Annotated in this window: 19 protein-coding genes; 16 read left to right on the forward strand and 3 right to left on the reverse strand. The window is 69.7% G+C overall.

Going from position 1 to position 17,079, the window contains the following annotated elements; all coding sequences use genetic code 11:
* Window positions 1-22 precede the first annotated feature (22 nt).
* The 15 genes from rpe (at window position 23) to B7K20_RS07655 (ending at window position 14,622) form a co-directional block, all read left to right on the forward strand.
* Entirely contained in the window at window positions 23-691 is a 669-nt protein-coding gene (rpe, locus tag B7K20_RS07585) for a ribulose-phosphate 3-epimerase (RefSeq protein WP_084101931.1), read from the forward strand.
* Window positions 684-1,751, forward strand: coding sequence for a bifunctional diaminohydroxyphosphoribosylaminopyrimidine deaminase/5-amino-6-(5-phosphoribosylamino)uracil reductase RibD (gene ribD, locus B7K20_RS07590; RefSeq protein WP_234985760.1), 1,068 nt, complete (start codon window positions 684-686; stop codon window positions 1,749-1,751). The genes rpe and ribD overlap by 8 nt, the downstream gene beginning before the upstream one ends.
* The gene (locus B7K20_RS07595; RefSeq protein ID WP_084101932.1) at window positions 1,751-2,341 is read left to right on the forward strand and encodes a riboflavin synthase; all 591 of its coding nucleotides are present in this window, start codon (window positions 1,751-1,753) and stop codon (window positions 2,339-2,341) included. The genes ribD and B7K20_RS07595 overlap by 1 nt, the downstream gene beginning before the upstream one ends.
* A complete protein-coding gene (gene ribA / locus B7K20_RS07600; protein ID WP_084101933.1) occupies window positions 2,338-3,600 on the forward strand; it encodes a GTP cyclohydrolase II in 1,263 nt (420 codons plus the stop codon). The genes B7K20_RS07595 and ribA overlap by 4 nt, the downstream gene beginning before the upstream one ends.
* Window positions 3,597-4,061 carry a 6,7-dimethyl-8-ribityllumazine synthase gene (gene ribH, locus B7K20_RS07605; RefSeq protein ID WP_084101934.1) on the forward strand — a complete coding sequence of 155 codons (465 nt, stop codon included), beginning with the start codon at window positions 3,597-3,599 and terminating at the stop codon, window positions 4,059-4,061. Before ribA ends, ribH begins: the two co-directional genes overlap by 4 nt.
* 161 nt (window positions 4,062-4,222) lie before the next feature.
* Window positions 4,223-4,486, forward strand: a complete 264-nt coding sequence (locus B7K20_RS07610) for a phosphoribosyl-ATP diphosphatase (RefSeq protein ID WP_084101935.1) — start codon at window positions 4,223-4,225, stop codon at window positions 4,484-4,486.
* Window positions 4,487-4,496: 10 nt separating this feature from the next.
* Window positions 4,497-5,339, forward strand: a complete 843-nt coding sequence (gene hisG / locus B7K20_RS07615) for an ATP phosphoribosyltransferase (RefSeq protein WP_084101936.1) — start codon at window positions 4,497-4,499, stop codon at window positions 5,337-5,339.
* Window positions 5,340-6,311, forward strand: a complete 972-nt coding sequence (locus tag B7K20_RS07620) for a YafY family protein (RefSeq protein WP_084101937.1) — start codon at window positions 5,340-5,342, stop codon at window positions 6,309-6,311.
* Window positions 6,304-7,245, forward strand: a complete 942-nt coding sequence (locus B7K20_RS07625; protein WP_159449361.1) for a YafY family protein — start codon at window positions 6,304-6,306, stop codon at window positions 7,243-7,245. Before B7K20_RS07620 ends, B7K20_RS07625 begins: the two co-directional genes overlap by 8 nt.
* 61 nt (window positions 7,246-7,306) lie before the next feature.
* Window positions 7,307-7,609: a twin-arginine translocase TatA/TatE family subunit gene (gene tatA, locus B7K20_RS07630; protein ID WP_084101939.1), complete on the forward strand. Its 303-nt coding sequence runs from the start codon at window positions 7,307-7,309 to the stop codon at window positions 7,607-7,609.
* Entirely contained in the window at window positions 7,599-8,372 is a 774-nt protein-coding gene (gene tatC / locus B7K20_RS07635; protein WP_084101940.1) for a twin-arginine translocase subunit TatC, read from the forward strand. Before tatA ends, tatC begins: the two co-directional genes overlap by 11 nt.
* Before the next feature lie 18 nt (window positions 8,373-8,390).
* Window positions 8,391-9,326 (forward strand): diacylglycerol kinase family protein, encoded by a 936-nt coding sequence (locus tag B7K20_RS07640; RefSeq protein ID WP_084101941.1) that lies wholly within the window; start codon window positions 8,391-8,393, stop codon window positions 9,324-9,326.
* 9 nt (window positions 9,327-9,335) lie between these two features.
* On the forward strand, window positions 9,336-12,077 hold the full coding sequence (locus tag B7K20_RS07645; protein WP_084101942.1) for an RNA helicase: 2,742 nt from the start codon (window positions 9,336-9,338) through the stop codon (window positions 12,075-12,077).
* Window positions 12,078-12,349: 272 nt separating this feature from the next.
* On the forward strand, window positions 12,350-13,885 hold the full coding sequence (lnt, locus tag B7K20_RS07650; protein WP_084101943.1) for an apolipoprotein N-acyltransferase: 1,536 nt from the start codon (window positions 12,350-12,352) through the stop codon (window positions 13,883-13,885).
* Window positions 13,879-14,622: a polyprenol monophosphomannose synthase gene (locus tag B7K20_RS07655; protein ID WP_144018596.1), complete on the forward strand. Its 744-nt coding sequence runs from the start codon at window positions 13,879-13,881 to the stop codon at window positions 14,620-14,622. The genes lnt and B7K20_RS07655 overlap by 7 nt, the downstream gene beginning before the upstream one ends.
* Window positions 14,623-14,628: 6 nt before the next feature.
* On the opposite strand, the gene B7K20_RS07660 is transcribed toward B7K20_RS07655, so the two are convergent.
* The 3 genes from B7K20_RS07660 to B7K20_RS07670 all read right to left on the reverse strand — a co-directional run bounded on the left by B7K20_RS07660 (window position 14,629) and on the right by B7K20_RS07670 (window position 16,592).
* Window positions 14,629-14,967, reverse strand: a complete 339-nt coding sequence (locus B7K20_RS07660; protein ID WP_084101944.1) for an RNA polymerase-binding protein RbpA — start codon at window positions 14,965-14,967, stop codon at window positions 14,629-14,631.
* A gap of 132 nt (window positions 14,968-15,099) precedes the next feature.
* Window positions 15,100-16,191: an ACR3 family arsenite efflux transporter gene (gene arsB / locus B7K20_RS07665; protein WP_084101945.1), complete on the reverse strand. Its 1,092-nt coding sequence runs from the start codon at window positions 16,189-16,191 to the stop codon at window positions 15,100-15,102.
* Window positions 16,188-16,592 (reverse strand): arsenate reductase ArsC, encoded by a 405-nt coding sequence (locus B7K20_RS07670; RefSeq protein WP_084101946.1) that lies wholly within the window; start codon window positions 16,590-16,592, stop codon window positions 16,188-16,190. Before B7K20_RS07670 ends, arsB begins: the two co-directional genes overlap by 4 nt.
* 72 nt (window positions 16,593-16,664) lie before the next feature.
* On the opposite strand from B7K20_RS07670, the gene B7K20_RS07675 reads away from it, so the two are divergent.
* Window positions 16,665-17,009 carry a helix-turn-helix transcriptional regulator gene (locus tag B7K20_RS07675; RefSeq protein ID WP_084101947.1) on the forward strand — a complete coding sequence of 115 codons (345 nt, stop codon included), beginning with the start codon at window positions 16,665-16,667 and terminating at the stop codon, window positions 17,007-17,009.
* The last annotated feature ends 70 nt before the right edge of the window (window positions 17,010-17,079 follow it).

Raw genomic sequence — 17,079 nt, forward strand, 5'->3', positions numbered from 1 at the left:
TGCCAGCGGCTACGCTCGGGGTATGGGTATGCAGATCGCCCCGTCCATCCTGTCCGCGGACTTTGCGAATCTCGAGCGCGAGATCGTCAAGGTCGACACCGCCGACTGGCTCCATGTCGACGTCATGGACGGCCACTTTGTGCCGAACCTGACGCTCGGGCTGCCGGTACTCGAACGCATCGCCGAAGTCTCGCCGATGCCTATCGACGCGCACCTCATGATCGAAAACCCCGATCACTGGGCGCCGCGCTACGCCGAGGCCGGTGCGACGTCGGTGACGTTCCACTACGAGGCCGCCAAAGACCCCAAGGCCATTGCACGCGACCTGCGCAAGCTGGGTGCTCGGGCCTCGGTGGCCCTCAAGCCCGGCACTCCCGTCGACGCGATCTTGGACGACCTCGCCGAGTTCGACATGGTGCTCGTCATGACCGTCGAGCCCGGCTTCGGTGGCCAGGAGTTCATGCCCGACATGATGGACAAGGTGCGGGCGCTGCGCGCGGCCTCAGATGCCGCGGGCCGGAACCTGTGGATCCAGACCGATGGCGGCATCGCGCGCGACACGATCGAGACCGTCGCTCGTGCGGGAGGCGACATCTTTGTGGCGGGATCGGCGGTGTACGGAGCCGCGGACCCGGCGGCCGAGGTGAACGCCCTGCGCGATCTTGCCGCCGCGGCGGTGGCGCGTGACTGACGGCGGAGGACTCGACGCCGGCTTCTTGGCGCCTCCCACGGACCCCGCCGGCCTCACGCCCGAGCAGGCCATGGACCTCGCCGTGGTGCTCGCGGGCAACGGTCCCGCGTTCGGACCCAACCCGCGCGTGGGCTGCGTCATCACGGATGACCGCGGCCGCGTCCTGGGCCAGGGCTGGCACAAGGGCGCCGGCACACCCCACGCGGAGGTCGCCGCGCTGGCGAATGCCCGCGAGCGCGGAGCGAACGTCGCAGGCGCCACCGCCCACGTCACGCTCGAACCGTGTAACCACACGGGACGTACGGGACCGTGCGCCGATGCGCTGACGGATGCCGGCATCGGCCGCGTGTACTACGCCGTCAAGGACCCGGGTGACGCCTCCGCGGGAGGCGCCTCGACACTCAACGCTCGCGGCATCCCCGCCGAGCATCACTCGCACGGCGGCGCCCTCGCCATCACGGAACGCTGGCGCCACGCGATGGAGCGGGGCCGGCCCTACGTGATCGCGAAGTGGGCCGCGACGCTCGATGGCCGCATGGCAGCCGCCGACGGCACCAGCTTCTGGATCACGGGCGAGGCCGCGCGCGAGCACGCCCACCAGGTGCGTGGCTCCGTCGACGCGATCGCCGTCGGCACCGCGACCGTCGAGATGGACGATCCGTCGCTCTCCGCCCGCCCAGGCGGTACCGAGGCGGGTCACCAGCCGCTGCGCGTGGTGGTGGGCTCGCGGGACACGAGCGCCGCCAAGGTCTGGCGCGATGACAATGTCGTGGGCATTGCCACCCACAAGCCCGAGGAGGTCCTTGCGGCCCTGTGGGCGCGCGAGGTCCGCACGCTCGTCGTCGAGGGAGGGCCTACACTGCTCAGCGCCTTCCTTCGCGCACGCCTCGTGGACGAGATCAATGCCTACATCGCACCCGCCCTGCTCGGTTCGGGACCGTCGGTGGTGGCAGACCTGGGAATCGGGACCATGGCCGGCGCGTTGAGGGGTCAGAACGTGACCGCGACGCGCCTGGGCGCCGACACGCTGGTCACCGCTCATCTTTCTGGAGGAATCTGATGTTCACCGGCATCGTCGAGACCGTCGGCACGGTCGCGTCCGTGGTCGAAAGCGGATCGACCGCTCAACTCACCATTCGGTCCACGGTGGACGGCGACTACGTTCACGGCGAGTCGATCGCGGTTAACGGCGTGTGCCTGACTGTCGCGTCGTTTGACGGCGACACCTGGACGGCCGATGTCATGCGCATCACCCTCGAGACCACGGCCCTGTCCGGGGTCGCCGAGGGCGACCGCGTCAACATCGAGCGGGCGCTCAGGGCCGATGCTCGCTTGGGTGGGCACATGCTGCTGGGCCACGTGGATGGAACGGCAACCCTTGTCGCCGTCGACAAGCAGCCCGAGTGGACCGACCTCACCTTCGAGATCCCCGCGGACCTTGAGAAGTACGTGGTGCGCAAAGGTTCGATCGCCCTCAACGGCACGTCGCTGACCGTCGCGGAGCTCGAGGGTCGTCACGTCACCGTGTCACTCATCCCCACCACGCTCACCGAGACCACGTTCGGGGACCTGACTATTGGCGACCGCGCCAACGTCGAGGTCGACGTGATCGGCAAATACGTCGAGAAGATGCTGGGGGAGCGGGCATGAGCGCGACTGAGGTGAGCGGCGCCGCCGAGGCCACCGCGCGTATCGAGCGCGCCCTGCAGGACCTGCGCGACGGCAAGCCCGTCCTGGTCGCCGACTCCCACGCGCGGGAGAACGAAGCCGACTTCATCATGGCCGCGCAGACCTCCACGTCCGAGTGGATCGCGTGGGGCATCCGGCACTCGTCCGGCTACCTGTGTGCACCCATGCCCGGCCCCAAGGCCGATGCCCTGAATCTTCCGCTCATGGTCCCCAACAGCCAGGACCCGCGCCGCACCGCCTATACGGTCTCCGTGGACGCCGCCGAGGGCGTGACCACCGGTATCTCCGCAGCCGACCGTCACCGCACGCTGCAGGTGTTGGCGAATCCCGAGGCCTGCCCGGACGACGTCATCCGTCCCGGACACGTCCTGCCGCTGCGCGCCGTCGCCGGAGGAGTGCTGCATCGCCCCGGCCACACCGAGGCCGCCGTGGACCTCTGCCGCCTGGCCGGGCTGGAGCCCGTGGGCGTCATCGCCGAGATGGTCAACGACGACGGCACCATGATGCGCTACGGCGACGCGACGGCCCTGGCCGAGCGCGAGGGCCTGGTCTTCATGACCATCGAGGAGCTCATCGACTACCGGCGCGCCCAGGGCGACGAGCCCATCGCCGTCGAGCCCGCGCCCCACCGCGTGGTCGCACTGGGCGAGGCGCGCCTGCCCACCCGCCACGGCGTGGTGACGATCCATGGCTACCGCGACGCCCGCACGGGCGAGGAGCACGTGGCGCTCACGGCGCCGGTGCCCGACGGTGGCACCCCGGTGGTGCGCGTGCACTCCGAGTGCCTCACGGGTGATGCCTTCGGATCGCTGCGCTGTGACTGCGGCCCCCAACTGGACGCCGCCATCGCGCGCGTCGCCGCCGAGGGCGGCGCGGTGGTGTACTTGCGAGGCCACGAGGGTCGCGGCATCGGCATCGTGGCGAAGATCCAGGCGTACGCGCTGCAGGATCAGGGTCGCGACACGGTCGACGCCAACACCGAGCTGGGCCTCCCCGTGGACAGGCGCGAGTACGGTGCCGCCTCCGCGATTCTGACCGACCTGGGCCTCACGGAGGTGCGGCTCATGACCAACAACCCCGCGAAGGTCGAGGCGATGAAGGCCTCGGGCATTTCCGTCACGGAGCGGGTGCCGCACCACTACGGCGAGCATCCCGAGAACGCCCAGTACCTGCTGACCAAGATCGAACGCATGGGACACCTGCTAGGAGACAACGCATGAGTGGAGACGGCGCACCGGAGCTCAAGGTCGACGGCCGGGGCCTGAAGATCGAGATCGTCGCGAGCCTGTGGCACACCGACGTCATGGACGGCCTGGTGGCCGGCGCCGTGCGCGCGGCCCAGGAGGCCGGCGCCGACTACCGTGTGACCCGCGTGGCGGGCGCGTTCGAGCTGACTGTCGTCGCGGAGAAGCTCGCGCGTGCCGGGGCCGATGCCATCGCCGCTCTCGGTGTCGTGGTCCAGGGCGAGACCCCTCACTTCGAGTATGTGTGTGCCTCCGCGACGGACGGCCTCACCGCCGTCGCCCGCGAGCACGCCGTGCCGGTGGGCTTTGGCCTGCTCACCGTCGACGACGTCCAGCAGGCGCTCGACCGTGCCGGGCTCGAGGGCTCCAAGGAGGACAAGGGCGCCGAGGCCGTCGAGGCCGCCCTGTCCACCGCGCTGATCCTGCGCGGCCTGTAGCCCCCACCCCGACAGTTCGAACCGGATCCCGGTGCGCCACCCGGAGTGTCGGGACTAGTCGCTCGCGCTCCACCGGCGTGTCGGCGCCGTGCCGGTTCAAACTGTCGGAGCAACGGGCGTGCGGTTCGCCCCGTCCCGCGCGACCCCACTAGGCTGGCCGCGTGAAGACGTTCGAGAGCCTGTTTGAGGAGTTGCAGCGTCGCGCCACGGAGCGTCCGGAGGGATCCGGCACCGTCGCGATGCTCGACAAGGGAGTCCACGCGATCGGCAAGAAGTTGGTCGAGGAGGCTGCCGAGTCCTGGATGGCCTGCGAGCATCAAAGCGACGAGGAGGCGGCTGAGGAACTCTCCCAGCTGCTCTACTGGGCCCAGGTGATGATGGTCGCCAAGGGCATCTCTCTCGACGACGTCTACAAGAACCTCTGAGGTAAACCCCGTGCTCCGCATTGCCGTCCCCAACAAGGGATCCCTATCCGAACCCGCCTCCCAACTGCTCAGGGAGGCCGGCTACAAGCAGCGCCGCGATTCCCGCGAGCTGGTCTTGCACGACGCGCGCAATGACATTGAGTTTTTCTTCCTGCGCCCCCGCGACGTCGCCGTCTACGTAGGCGCCGGCACCGTGGACGCCGGTATCACCGGTCGCGACCTCCTGCTGGACTCGGGCGCCGAGGCAGTTGAGCACCTCGAGCTCGGCTTCGGCGGCTCGACCTTTCGCTATGCGGCCCCCGCAGGCGACATCACGGACATCACGCAGCTGCAGGGCAAGCGCGTCGCCACCAGCTACCCGCGCCTGGTCAAGCACCACCTGAAGTCGTTCGGCGTCGAGTCCAAGGTGGTGCGGCTCGACGGCGCCGTCGAGTCCTCGGTCCGCTTGGGTGTGGCCGATGCCGTGGCCGACGTGGTCTCGACCGGCACCACCCTTCGGGCCGCGGGCCTGGAGATCTTCGGCGACCCGATCCTTAAGTCCGAGGCCATCCTGATCCGCGGCACCGACACGTCCGAGGAGGACATCGCGGTGCTCACCGGTCGCCTGCGCGGCGTGCTGATGGCCCGACAGTTCATCCTGGTCGACTACGACGTGCCCAACGACAAGCTCGAGGACTCCATCGCCGTCAGCCCCGGCATGGAGGCGCCGACGGTCACCCCGCTGCACGGCAAGGACTGGCACGCGGTACGCGTCATGGTGCCCCGCAGCGAGATGAACCAGATCATGGACAAGCTCTACGCCGCCGGCGCGCGAGCCATCCTTGCCACCGAGCTGCTGGCGGTGCGTGTCTAGATGGCCGTGTCCGCCGAGGAGCGGTTGCTGAACCTCATCATCGCCCTTATGCACTCGCGAGTGCGCATGACCAAGGATGAGATTCGCGCGTCGGTGGAGGGCTACGACCGTGACGACCCGTCGTGGGACGAGGCGACGAGCAAGCGCCGCAAGGCCACCTTTGAGCGCATGTTCGAGCGCGACAAGGACAAGCTGCGCCGCCTGGGCGTGCCCGTCGTGACCGTGCGCCACCAGGCCTACGGCGACGACATCGGCTACCGGATCGATCCTGCGCAGGCCAAGCTGCCGCCGCTGGACTTCACCGCAGCCGAGCGCGCAGTTCTCGCCCTCGCGGCGGACTACTGGCACGGCGTCACGCTCGGCGACGACGCTCGCCAGGCGCTCGTCAAGGCAGCCTCGGCCTCCACCCACGCGCCCGCCGAGGCGTTACCGTTCGCGGCGCTCTCCACGCGCCTCACCGACGCGACCGCTCTGGTCCTCGAGGCGATCCAGCTGCGCCAGGCCGTCACGTTCGAGTACGCCTCCGCGTCCTCGGGCACCGCCACGCGCCAGGTCCAGCCGTGGAAGATCCTGCTGAGCGGGGGAGCGGAGTACCTCATCGGCCACGACGTCGACCGCGACGCCCCGCGCACCTTCCGCCTCAGCCGCGTGCTGGGCGAGGTGTCGCTGAACGGCGAGCCCGGCGCCTTCACTCCGCCCGGAGACATCGACGCCGCGCTCTTGCCCAACGCCCACCCTGGCACCGCACGCCTCGCGATCCGCCCCGAGGCCGCACACGCCCTGCGCAGCCGTGGCACTGTCGTCGACACCGACGGCGACTGGGACATCGTGCAGATCGACTACCGCCACCTGGACCAGTTGCGCGACGAGGTGCTCGCACGCGGAGGCGCGGTTCGCGCCCTCGAGCCTCAGGAATTGGCCGATGCCGTCCGCGCCCACGCGCGCGCCGCCCTGGAGGTCGCCCGTGGCTGACAAGACGCTGGCTCGCCTCACGCGGTTATTGGGCATCGTCCACTACCTCGAGCGCCACGGCGAGACGGAGTTCGCCGAGCTCGCCGAGCACTTCGGCGTGAGCGTGAAGCAGATTCGCGCGGACGTCGAGACGCTGTGGGTCTCGGGCCTGCCCGGCCACCAGCACAACGACCTCATCGACTTCAACGCCGATCTGTTCGATGCGGGCATCGCCGACCTCACCAACGGCCAGGGCGTGTCGCAGGTGTCGTTCTCTCCGCGCGAGGCCGCGGCCCTGATCGGCGCGCTCTCGGCGCTCACCGCCTCGGGTGCGGCCCCGGAGGCCGCCGGGTCGGTGCTCGACAAGCTCCGCGGCGCCGTGGGTCCCGTGGGCCTCGACGTCGTGGCCGACACCGCCGTCAACCCCCAGGTTCGCACCACCCTCGAACAGGGCATCGAGACCGCGACGGCTGTGACGCTTGACTACGTCGACGCGCACGACAGGCGCACAGAACGCACCGTGGAGCCCCACCGCATCGTCCTCATCGACGCCGCCGCTTATGTCGAGTGCTGGTGCCGACGTGCGGGCGACTACCGGACCCTGCGACTCGATCGCGTGGCGGCGGCCACCGCCACCGAGAGCGCGCAGACGCACGCCCCCGCGGACTCCCACGGCTTCGCGCTGCAGCCACACTACGAGGCGACGGTGACGCTCGCCCGCGCCGCCCGCTGGGCCGTCGAGGACATGCCCGGCGTGTCCATCGCGACGGACGGCGTCGCAGACGGCGACGCAGGGGGCGACACCGTCACCGCGACCTTCGGCGTGGCCAACCCGGCCTGGACCGCGGGACGTTTGCTCGCCATCGGCCCCGACCTCAGATCCGTCGAGCCGGCGGTGCTGCGCGACGAGATGGCGACCCAAGCGCGAGCCGTGCTGGACGCGCAAGGCCAGTAGGCATCGGCCGTCGTCACCGCGACTACACTGGACGCCAGTTCCCGACGCAAGGAGTCAGACCATGGGTGCACGCGAATGGATCATCATCGCGGTGATCGTGCTGCTGTTGTTCGGCGCGCCTAAGCTGCCCGAGCTCGCACGCAGCATCGGCAAGTCGCTCAACATCCTCAAGGACGAGACGGCGAACCTGCGCTCGGACAAGGACAAGAAGGACGCACCCGCCGACGGCACCGGGACCGCGCAGGGCGCCCCGGCACCGCGCGACACGACCACCCCTGCCGCGTCCCCCGAGGCCCCGCAGCAGACGCAGATTCCCGACTCCACGGTGGACCTCCCCTCGGACGATCAGGGGCGTGGCAAGTAGTCGCTCGCGGCGGGCCGATCCCGACGCCCGCCAACCTCTGAGCGCGCATCTGAGGGAGTTCCGCAAGCACCTGTTCCTCGCGGCCATCGGCATCGCGCTCGGCTCCGTCGCGGGCTGGTTCCTCTACGAGCCCGTCTTCGAGGCGATCCAGGGCCCCATCCTCGACGCCGCCGAGGAGGTCGACGGGCTCGTCACCGTGAACTTCGCCGGCCTCATTACGGCGCTCGACATGCAGCTCAAGGTCGCGATCTTCGTCGGCGTCGTCATCTCCTCGCCATGGTGGCTGTACCAGCTGTGGGCCTTCGTCGCGCCCGGCCTCAAGAAACGCGAAAAGTGGTACACCGTCGGCTTCCTCGCGACGTCCATCCCGCTGTTCGCCGCCGGCCTCGCGCTCGCCGCGTGGGTCTATCCGCGTGCCGTCGTCATCCTTACGGGCTTCACGCCCGAGGGCGGCTCGAACGTCCTCGACGCGCAGATGCTCATGACGTTCACGTTGCGGCTGTTCCTCGCGTTCGGCATCGCGTTCGTCTTCCCGGTCGTGATGGTGTTCCTCACCTGGGCCGGGATCGTGCGCACCCGCACATGGCTCAAGGGCTGGCGCTGGGCCGTGCTCATCATCTTCATTCTCGCCGCAGTGCTCACCCCCACGCCCGACGTCTTCACCATGATGACGATGGCGCTGCCCATGTGCGCGCTGTACTTCGCCGGGATTGGTGTGGGCTGGCTGCGCGAACGCAAGCGCCCCGCCCTCGAGGACCTGTGAGCCGCCGGTGAGGCGCGCATGAGCCGCCTGGGCGTGGTGACCAATCCGTCCGCTGGCTCTGGACGCGGGGCCCGCTGGGGCGCCGAGGCCCTCTCACGCCTCGCCTCCCACGGCCACCAGATCACGGACCTCACGCACGGTTCGTGGGCCTCGGCCCTCGAGGCGGCGGACGCGGCAGCCGGCTCCCTCGACGCCCTCGTCGTGGTCGGCGGAGACGGCATGGTCCACCTGGGCGCCCAAGTCTGCGCCGAGCGCGACCTCCCGCTCGGCATCATCGCCGCCGGGTCAGGCAACGACTTCGCCGCGACGATCGGCCTCCCGGTCAATCACGTGCTCGAGGCGGCCGATGCCGTGGCCGGCTCCCTCGCGGCCGGCACCGTCCGCACGGTGGACCTGGGCAAGGTGACGGGGGCGACCGTGGCGCCGCCGCATCGGCCGCGGTATTTTGCCGGAGTGCTGTCGGCAGGCATCGACGCGGCCATCGCCGCACGCGGGATGCGGATGCGGTTCCCGCGCGGGCCCGTCAAGTACAAGGTGGCGATCGGGCTCGAGCTGCCGCGCTTCCGGCCCTATGGCGCGCGGGTGAGTCTTGACGGCGCGGGCGCCGGTGACGACCGCTACACGCTTGTGGCGGTGGCCAACGGCACCACGCTGGGCGGAGGCATTCCGCTCGCGCCGGGCGCGGTGCTCGACGACGGGCTGTTCGACGTGGTCACCGCGGAGGCGCTCACGCTGCCCCAGATCGGCGCGATCCTGCCGCGCCTCCACCGCGGCCACCACATCGACCATCCGGCCGTGCACGTCACCCGCGCGCGAGAGGTGACGCTCGAACAGGGCAAGGCGGGTGCGGCGCTCCCGCCGGCATCGGCCGATGGGGAACTGGTGGGACCGGCGCCGCTGACCGCGACGGTCGCGCCGGGCGCGCTGCACGTGCTGGCGCCGCCGCGCGATTAGCCTGGCAACATGACCTCTCCCGCCGAACGCTATGCGGCCGCGCGTGCGCGCGCGAAGCGCTCCGACCTGACCGAGTTCGAGGCGTCGCTGAGTTTTCCGCTCGACGACTTCCAGCGTGAGGCGTGCGAGGCGGTGGCCGACGGTCACTCGGTCCTAGTCGCCGCGCCCACGGGAGCGGGCAAGACCCTCGTCGGCGAGTTTGCCGTGCGCCACGCATTCAACCGCGGCGAGAAGGCGTTCTACACCACGCCCATCAAGGCTCTGAGCAACCAGAAGTTCGGCGACCTCCGGCGCGTCTACGGCGCCGAGAACGTCGGGCTCCTCACCGGGGATACGTCCATCAACCCACACGCGCCCGTCGTGGTCATGACCACCGAGGTGCTGCGCAACATGATCTACGCGGGCTCGCGCGATCTGGACAACCTGGGCGCCGTCATCCTCGACGAGGTGCATTACCTCGCCGATCGCTTCCGCGGCTCGGTGTGGGAAGAGGTCATCATCCACCTGGGCCAGCGCACCGCGCTGATCTGCCTGTCCGCGACCGTCTCCAACGCGGAGGAGTTCGGCGCGTGGCTCACCGAGGTGCGCGGCGACACACGCGTGATCGTCTCCGAACACCGGCCCGTGCCGCTTTGGCCACACGTCCTGGTGCGCGAGGGGCTGTTCGACCTGTACTCGCCGGGCGTGGACCCGCAGGATCCCGGCCCCAACCCGCGCCTCAATCCCGAGCTCGAGGCCATCACGCGCCGGTCGCGCTCGGGCGAGGGGTACGGAGGGCGCCCTGGGCGTCCGTCGCGCGGCGGGCGGCGACCGGCGGGACGTCGCGCGCCGCCGCGCTTCGCCGTGATCGACCAACTGGACCGCCAGGGGCTCCTCCCCGCGATCGTGTTCGTGTTCTCGCGCGCGGGGTGCGAGGACGCCGTCGACCAGGTGCGCGCGTCTGGGCTGCAGTTGACCACGCCCGAGGAGGCGGCGGAGATAGGCCGCATCGTCGACGAACGCTGCTCCGGCATCCCGACCGCGGACCTCGGCGCACTTGGGTATTTGCGCTGGCGCGACTCGCTCGAGGCGGGCCTCGCCGCCCACCACGCGGGCCTCATCCCGCTGTTCAAGGAGGTCGTGGAGGAGCTCTTCGCCGCTGGGCTGCTCAAAGTGGTCTACGCCACGGAGACCCTCGCGCTCGGCATCAACATGCCCGCCCGCTCCGTCGTGCTCGAGAAGCTCGTGAAGTGGGACGGCCAGGGTCACAAGGACCTCACGGCGGGGGAGTACACGCAGCTGACTGGCCGCGCCGGGCGCCGCGGCATCGACATCGAGGGCCACGCCGTCGTCGTGGAACACCCGGGCTTCGACGCCCCGCAGCTGGGGCGCCTCGCATCGCGCCGCACGTACCCGCTGATCTCGAGCTTCACGCCGTCGTACAACATGGCCATCAACCTGGTGTCGCAGTCGGGCGTGGATCAGGCGCGTGAGCTGCTCGAGCTGTCCTTCGCGCAGTTCCAGGCGGACCAGAACGTGGTCGGCAAGGCCAGGCGGGCGCGCGAGCTCGAGTCCACGCTCGAGGCGTACAAGACCACCGCGCAATGCGACCGCGGCGACTTCATGGAATACGCCGCGCTGCGCGAACGCATCACGCGTGCACAGAAGGATGCCTCCAAGACGGTCAAGCGACAGCGCCGCGAGGCGGGCGTCGACACGCTGTCGAGCCTGCGCCGCGGCGACGTGGTGCGCATCGAGTCGGGCAAGCGCCAGGGCTTCGCGGTCGTGGCCGCGCCCGACCCTCACGAGTCCGCCCCGCGCCCCACGGTCGTGAGCGACGAGGCCCGGTTCTTCCGCCTGTCGGTCGCGGACCTGCAGGCCGGGGTTGAGCACGTGGGGGCTATCCGCGTGAAGAAGGGCGTGGACGTGCGCAACGCGCGAGTGCGCCGCGAGCTCGCCCAACAGATCGAGGCGGCGCGGCACACATTCGATGCCCCCAGTCGCCGCAAGGAGCGTCCCGAGTCCGACCACCACCAGCGCCGCGTGGATGCGCTGCGCCGCGAGATGGCGGCGCACCCGTGCCACCAGTGCCCCGACCGCGAGCAGCACGCGCGCTGGGCCGAGCGCTATCACCGCACCCTGCGCGACCGCGACCGCCTCACCACGGAGATCGCGCGCGCCACTGGGTCGATCGCGGCGATCTTCGACCGCCGCTGCGCCGTGCTGCGCGAGTTGGGCTACCTCGAGGGCGACGGACCCCAAACCGAGGTCACCCGGGACGGCTCCATGATGAAGCGCCTGTACTCCGAGAACGACCTGGTGATCGCCGAGTGCCTGCGCACCGGTATCTGGAACGAGCTCCATCCGCCGGCGTTGGCCGCAGCCGTCTCGACCCTGCTCTATGGCGGCAGGCGAGAGGACGAGACCCGCACCCCGCACATTCCAGGGGGCCCCGGCGGTGTCCTAGGCCGTGCGCTCAAGGACACCGTGCGCGTGTGGTCACGGGTCGACGACCTGCAGCACGCACACCGCCTGCCCGATGCTCCCGCTCCCCAGTGGGGCATTGTCTCCGCGATCCACGCCTGGGCTCAGGGCAAGAACCTCGATCAGGCACTCAAGGATGTCGAGATCGCGCCCGGTGACATGGTGCGCTGGTGCAAGCAGGTCATCGACGTGCTCGACCAGGTGGCCCAGGTGGCGCCCACCGAGCAGATGCAGGACCGCGCCCGGACCGCCATCGAGTCCATGCGCAGGGGAGTGGTGGCCTACTAGGCGCCGCACCATCCCACTCACCCAGAACGTGCGTCCCGACGCGTGGCCACCCAGCCCCGTGACAAGGTGACGGTGATTCAGCCGACTCGCCGTCGCATCGGCCCGTACGGACGGCGTGTCGGCCAGATCACCGTCACATCGTGACGCGCGGAAACGGGGAACGTGCGCTTCACGCGGACGCGCGCAACAGGCGCGCGAGAGTACGCGACACCATCACACGCCGTCCGGTGAGGCTGTCCCGTGCACGCCTCGCACGAAAGTAGGCTGAGCGGGTGCCCCGCTTCCTGACGACCATGGTCCTCGCCGTCGGCGGTGGCCTGGTCATGAACGCCGGCTTTCCTGACCTGGGCTGGTGGCCCCTCATCTACGTGTCGCTCGCGATGCTGTGGCTCGCCCTCGCGCAGGCCACCGTGTGGCGCGGCTTCCTCATCACCTGGGTCTTCGCCATCAGTTTCCTGCTGCCTCACCTGACATGGGCCGATGCGTCCGTGGGGCTCGTACCCTGGCTCGCCCTCTCGATCGCGGAGGGCGCCTTCATCGCCCTGTTCGGCGCGGGGTGGGCCGCCGTGCGCCGCTCGCCGCTGATGGAAGGCCGGGCGACGTGGTGGTCGCCGCTCGCCTTCGGGCTGATCTGGGTGGGCATGGAGCAGCTGCGCTCGATGATCCCGTTCGGCGGCTTCCCGTGGGGACGTATCGCCTTCTCGCAGGTCGATGCACCCATCGCCCGCATCGCCTGGCTCGGTGGATTGCCTCTGACCACCCTGGCCGTCGCGACGGTGGGCGCGTGCCTGGGACTCGCCATCGAGGCGATGCTGACGCGCCGCCTGGTGCTTGCGGGCGTCGCCCCCATCGCCGGTGCGGCACTCTTTGCGGCGGGGCTATTTGTCCCCATCGACACCCAGGCCACCGACGGCACGCTCCGGGTGGGCGCCGTGCAGGGCAACGTGCCCAACACCGGCCTCGACGCCTTCTCCCAGGCCAGGCAGGTCACGAAGAATCACCACGACGGCACCATGGCGCTCGTCGAGTCCGACCCCGGACCCATCGACCTGCTGCTGTGGCCCGAGAATTCCTCGGACTATGACCCGCGCGCGGACGAGGAGTCGGAACAGCTCGTCACCGCATCAGCCCAGGCTGCCCAGGCCCCGCTGCTCCTGGGCACCAACGACTACTCGCCCGAGGAGGGGCGCTACAACTCGATGCTGTTGTGGTCGACCTCGGGCCAGGTGCTCGACACGTACAACAAGCAGCGTCCCGCACCCTTCGCCGAGTACATTCCCATGCGCAGCTTTGTGCGCAACTTCTCGGACGCCGTCGACCTGGTGCAAACCGAGGTGCTCGAGGGTGAGGGCAAGGCCACCATTCACGTACCGGTGGCCGCGCTCGACCGTGTGGTGACCGTCGGCACGCCCATCTGCTTTGAGATCGCCTACGACACCATCGTCACGGACGCGGTCGCCGATGGCGCCGAGGCCCTCCTTGTGCCCACCAACAACGCGAGCTTCGGCCTCACCGCGGAATCCACCCAGCAGCTCCAGATGACCCGCTTCGCCGCGATCACGACGGGACGCGCCGCGATCCAGATCTCCACCGTGGGCGTCTCGGGTGTCGTTACCCCCAACGGACGTCTCATCGAGGAGACCGATCTGTTCACCGCGGAGCAGATCTACACCACGCTGCCGCTTCGCACGGAGACCACCCCGGCCGTGGGCCTGCGCTATCTGTGGCACTGGGGCTTCCTGCTGACTCCCGCCATCCTCGTGATCTCCGCCGCCGGCCGCACCATCCGCGAAAGGTACGACTGGTGACCCGCACGCTCGTCATCATCCCTACCTACAACGAGCGCGACTCGCTACCCGTGCAGGTCGCCGCCGTGCGCGCGGCGGCCCCGGACGTCGACATCCTCGTCGCCGACGACAACTCGCCCGACGGCACGGGCGACTGGGCGGACTCCGCGGCCGCACAAGACGACCACCTCCACGTCCTCCACCGCCCCGGCAAGGCCGGCCTCGGCGCCGCCTATCTCGCGGGCTTCGCATGGGGTCTGGAGCGCGGCTACGACGTGCTCGTGGAGATGGATGCCGACGGATCGCACCGTGCCGTCGACCTCCCACAGGTCCTAAACGCCCCCGGCGACTGGGATCTCGCCATCGGGTCGCGGTGGATCGATGGGGGAGCGGTCGAGAACTGGCCCGCGCACCGACGCCTGCTGTCGACCGGCGCGAACACCTACGTGCGGCTCATGCTGGGCCTGGCCGTCCACGACGCCACGGCCGGCTTTCGGGCTTATCGCGCCGCCACCCTGCGGGGCCTCGACCTCGCCCACGTCGAGTCGCAGGGCTACTGCTTCCAGATCGACATGGCCTGGCGCGTGGTGCGTGCGGGCGGCACGGTGGTGGAGGTGCCCATCACGTTCGTCGAGCGCGAGCAGGGCCAATCAAAGATGAGCGGCGCGATCATCCGCGAGGCGCTCGTGAAGACCACCGCGTGGGGCATAAAAGAACGCGCGACGCAGGTGCGTCGCGCGTTCTCTCGAAAGGGTTAAGCGGGCCTAGCTGCCGATCCGTCCGGCCCTCAGCAGTTCGAGGCGCTCGTCAAGCAGTTCCTCGAGCTCGGGGATGGTGCGGCGCTCGAGCAGCATGTCCCAGTGGGTGCGCGCCTGCTTCACCTCGTTGTCGGCGGGACGGTCGCCATCACGCAGCAGCGCGAGGGCGCCGCAGTGGCACTCCCACGACAGCGGGACGTCGGCCTCGACGGAAAACGGCAGTGTGACGATGTGCCCGTTGGGGCAGTCGTAGTGGACGTCGCGGCGCTCCGCCAGCTCGGCGTTGCCCGGCGCCTCCATGCTCTGGGTTCCCAGACGCATTCCGCGCAGTGCTCGATCAGCCATGTCAGCCTCCCTAGGTCGTGTGCAGGCGGGGGTGGTGCCTGCTTCCGAGAAGGGAACGACCCTGCTAGCGGGGATGTTCCCACGGGTCCTTCTTGTTCCTGAGAATGGCCGATGCTGTGGCTGGCTTGTGACCTAGGTGCGGCTGGGGGAGAGGGTGACCATGGCATCGGCCGGAAAGAGACGCGGGCGCAGCCACAGACTGACGTAGACGAGCGCGACGAGGACGGGCACCTCGATGAGGGGGCCGACCACGCCTGCGAGGGCCTCGCCGCTCGTGGCGCCGAAGGTGCCGATCGCGACGGCGATGGCGAGCTCGAAGTTGTTGCCCGCCGCGGTGAATGCCAGCGTGGTGGTGCGGGCGTAGCCCAGTCCCAACGCGCGACCGGTGATCATCCCGACTCCCCACATGATCCCGAAGTACGCGAGCAGCGGCAGTGCAATGCGGGCCACGTCCCACGGGTGGGCGACGACCTGCTCGCCCTGCAACGCGAACAGCAGGACGATCGTGAACAGCAGCCCGTAGAGCGCCCAGGGGCCGATGCGGGGGAGGAACCGCTCCTCGTACCAGTCGCGGCCCTTGGCGCGTTCGCCGATGGCGCGCGAGGCGAAGCCTGCGGCCAGGGGGATTCCCAAGAAGATGAGTACGTTGAGCGCGATGGTCCCGATCGACGCGTCGAGCCCCTGGGTGTCGAGCCCCAACCAGCCGGGCAGCACGGTGAGGTAGAACCAGCCCAGCAAAGAGAACGCCACGACCTGGAAGACGGAGTTGATCGCGACCAGCACCGCGGCCGCCTCCCGGTCTCCGCATGCGAGATCATTCCAGATGACCACCATTGCGATGCAGCGGGCGAGTCCCACGATGATGAGGCCCGTGCGGTAGGCGGGGAGGTCGGGCAGGAATATCCACGCGAGGGCGAACATGACCGCGGGCCCCACGAGCCAGTTGAGCACGAGTGACGAGGCCAGGAGCTTCTTGTCGCCGGTGACGGCCGCGACCTTGTCGTAGCGGACCTTCGCGAGCACCGGGTACATCATGACCAACAGGCCGAGGGCGATGGGGATCGAGATACCGCCGATCTCCATCGACTCAAGCAGGTCGCCCAGGGCCGGCACGAACTGGCCCAGCAGCACACCGCCCACCATGGCGAGGCCGATCCACAGCGGTAGCCACCGGTCCAGCGTGGACAGGCGGCCGGGGACGACCTCGGGGGCGGCGGCGGTCACTTGACGAGGTCCGCGAGGAGGGCCTCGACGCGGCCCTTGATCTCGTCTCGGATGGGGCGCACGGCCGCGATGCCCTGGCCGGCGGGGTCCTCGAGGACCCAGTCCTCGTAGCGCTTGCCGGGGTAGTACGGGCAGGCGTCGCCGCAGCCCATGGTGATGACAGCATCGGACGCCTGGACGGCGTCGGGCGTGAGGACCTTGGGCTGCTCCTCGCGGATGTCGATGCCCTCCTCGAGCATCGCCTCGACGGCGGTGGGGTTGATCTGGTCGGCGGGCATGGAGCCGGCCGAGCGGACCTCGACGGCGCCGCCCGAGAGGTGACGCATGTATCCGGCGGCCATCTGGGACCGGCCGGCGTTGTGGACGCAGACGAAGATGACGGAGGGCTTGGTGTCGCTCATGCGGCCAGGATGGCGGGGATATCGACGCCTGTCAATATTGATGAATCTCGATGTTCTGGCTAGAGTGCGGGAATGTCCCTGCGCGAGAACCTGCTGGCCGATGCCAACGTCTGCACGCCCGGCACGGTGCTGACGGTCCCCGAGGGAGACGACGCGACCGATGCCGCGCTCCTGAAGGTGGTCGCCGACCCCACCCGGCTGCGCATCCTGCGCATCCTCGCGGCCAACGGTGCCGTGTGCGCATGCGATCTCGAGGAGCCGCTGGGGCTCAGCCAACCGACGGTCTCGCACCACCTGCGCCAGCTCCACGAAGCCGGCCTGGTCACACGCGAGAAGCGCGGCACGTGGGCGTTCCACGCGATCGACCGCGACGCGGTGGACGCAGTGGCGACATCGCTCGCGGCTCTCGCCCGCTGACTTGAAGCGTCCTGTGAGGAGGCTGGTGCGACTCCGGGCACCGATACTTGCACCAGCCTCCTCACAGGAC

The organism is Demequina sp. NBRC 110051 (genome assembly GCF_002090055.1).
Taxonomy (GTDB): domain Bacteria; phylum Actinomycetota; class Actinomycetes; order Actinomycetales; family Demequinaceae; genus Demequina.